This is a genomic window from Bartonella sp. AD328YNZD, assembly GCF_042196425.1.
The window spans coordinates 1-2,353 of record NZ_JBHIQG010000351.1; the positions used below are offsets into that span (position 1 = coordinate 1).

General features: G+C 36.3%; 1 protein-coding gene. It reads right to left on the reverse strand.

Annotation, left to right across the window (positions count from 1 at the left end):
- Positions 1–1,403: 1,403 nt before the first annotated feature.
- Positions 1,404–2,306 (reverse strand): polyprenyl synthetase family protein, encoded by a 903-nt coding sequence (locus tag ACFIO3_RS11635; protein ID WP_375606573.1) that lies wholly within the window; start codon positions 2,304–2,306, stop codon positions 1,404–1,406.
- Between the last annotated feature and the right edge of the window lie 47 nt (positions 2,307–2,353).

Here is a 2,353-nt window from a genome sequence, read left to right on the forward strand (position 1 = left end):
TTATCAATTCTCTTTTTATGTGATGAATTGAATAAACGAGATAAAGAGCGTGATGAATTAAAGTTGTATAGTGACCATGATTATTATTAAATTGAAGTTATTACACACTTTTGTAAATAAAAATGTTTCTGCTTTTGAAGGAGCGTTCCGACACAATCATTCACTTTGCTAGCTCCTAATGTTGTGGACAGCCCATGGCTTTTAAGCCGGTTCATAAGAGGCATTTTTTAGTCCTTTCTTTGATGTTTTGCTCCACACGGCTTTTCCCGCTTGTGAGGTGCAAGCAAGTGATTTTGATTGATTCAATATACACAGATTTGAAATGAAGGAATCTTACGGTATTTAGGGTTCTTATTCAAGTTGAAAAACATGAATTACCATTATAAATCAAATGTTTTATATCTTTCTTGCTAAGAAAAGAGAGATCGGTAATAATATTTTTTTTTCGTGTTATTGAAATTGATGACTTTATTTATCCTGTTATGCCGTAACATACCGTCATTTGAAGGGTAGTGAAGGTATCCTGTTTGATACATTAAGTATTTTAAGAAGTGCATGGTGAATATTCTTAAGTCTTGTTTATCGCGTCTTTAGTTTAAGTGAATCGTATGCGTGGAAAACGAGAGAAACCTACTCGGTAGGACACTAGACTGTTTACAGAGTAGATTAGGTTAAAAGATTTTGTTCTTTGAGGGTGGCATAAAAATCAAAATAGCCATTATGTTCATTTTTTTCTGATATTTTAAATACGAGTTTCAAAAAAATGATGCTTAAACTAAACAATCAGCACTTTTGTAAAAGTGTTTTTAGAGAGCAACAATACACGAGTGAATTTACAGAATGTAACCATATTTGATCTTTTACAACAAGATAGCGTGGAAAGGCATAAAAATTACGACTCTTTACTGAGGGCATTGTACTTCTACGGTTGGCAATGAACAACAGATGATTTTGATAAGGCTACAAAGCCAATCGGCATTTTTATTGTCTTTTGCGGGTTTATAAAATGCTCTGTTTTATATTTATTCTGTTTATTTTTTACCTTATCGTTAGAAGATTAAAGATATAAAGGAGAAACGAGTTTCTTTCTTTACGGTTGTTTTTTATTCGGCTTTAAAGCATCCATGGCGATATCTTTTAAAGCCTGAATATTACGCATTGCTTTACCGTTTTTGTTTCTTTCATTTTTTGATGAGGGGGGCGTTTTTCAAGCACAATAGGATGCCTAGAATGTATTTGTGTTATCAATTCACGCGCGCTTGTTTTAATGAAACACCTCTCAATATTTAGCACATCCATTTCATGATAGGAGCTATAATGCAGACCTACGATATTGAAGTCTCTTTGAAAAGTCTATTATGCATTCAACAAAGATGAAGGTGTAAAAGTAGGGCGGGTGAAGTTTAATTTTTGCGTGTTGCACTAAAGCGGGCGACTTGTTGGAGCGGTTTTGCTTTGGTGCCAAAAGGATGTAAAAGTGCTTCTGCTTTTGTAATCAGTTCATCGCGTTTTTTTTGTGTTTCTTTAATGCCATAAAGGCGAATAAAAGTGGCTTTTTGTGCCGTTTTATCTTTCCCAGCCGTTTTTCCTAGGGTTTGCGTGTTGGCGGTGACATCAAGAAGGTCATCAGTTAATTGAAAGGCTAAACCAAGATAGGTACCAAAATCAGTAAGCTTTTCGGTTAATTCTTTAGATGCATTGCCAATGATGGCGCCTGCTTGGCAAGCAAAGCTTATTAGGGCTGCTGTTTTCATGTGTTGTAGAGTGATGATGTCAGTACTTTCTTGCGGTCTTTTTTCAGCTTCAAGGTCTAGCATTTGTCCACCTAACATACCGCCAAGTCCTGCCGATTGTGCAAGGGACGTGATCAGCTTGATTCTAATATCTGTAGATAAAGTACTAGCTTTATGAGCAATGATTTCAAAGGCAAATGTTAAGAGGGCATTGCCTGCTAGAATTGCTGTTGCTTCATCAAATGCTATATGGACGGTGGGTTTTCCACGCCGGAGTGTATCGTTATCCATAGCGGGAAGATCATCATGAATGAGCGAATAACAATGGACACATTCTAAGGCACATGCAACATCAAGAGAATGTTCTACAGGGACGTCAAAAAGTGTAGCACTTTGAATTACAAGAAAAGGACGCAAGCGTTTTCCACCGTTCAGCACACCATAGCGCATGGCTTTGATTAAGTTTTTAGGGCGTGAAATTTCACCATTTTGGATTTGATCACTTAACAGGGTATCAAGCCGTTTTTCAACGGTGTCTCTATGTTTTGCAAGAAGGGTGGTAAATTCGTGCATTCTTGCTTCCTTTGTTTTTACAAAAATGAAATTATGAAATTTAAAGA

Coding starts and splice junctions, on each gene's coding strand:
- ACFIO3_RS11635 (WP_375606573.1), bottom strand. CDS start 2,306: ATGCACGAATTTACCACCCTTCTTGCAAAACATAGAGACACCGTTGAA.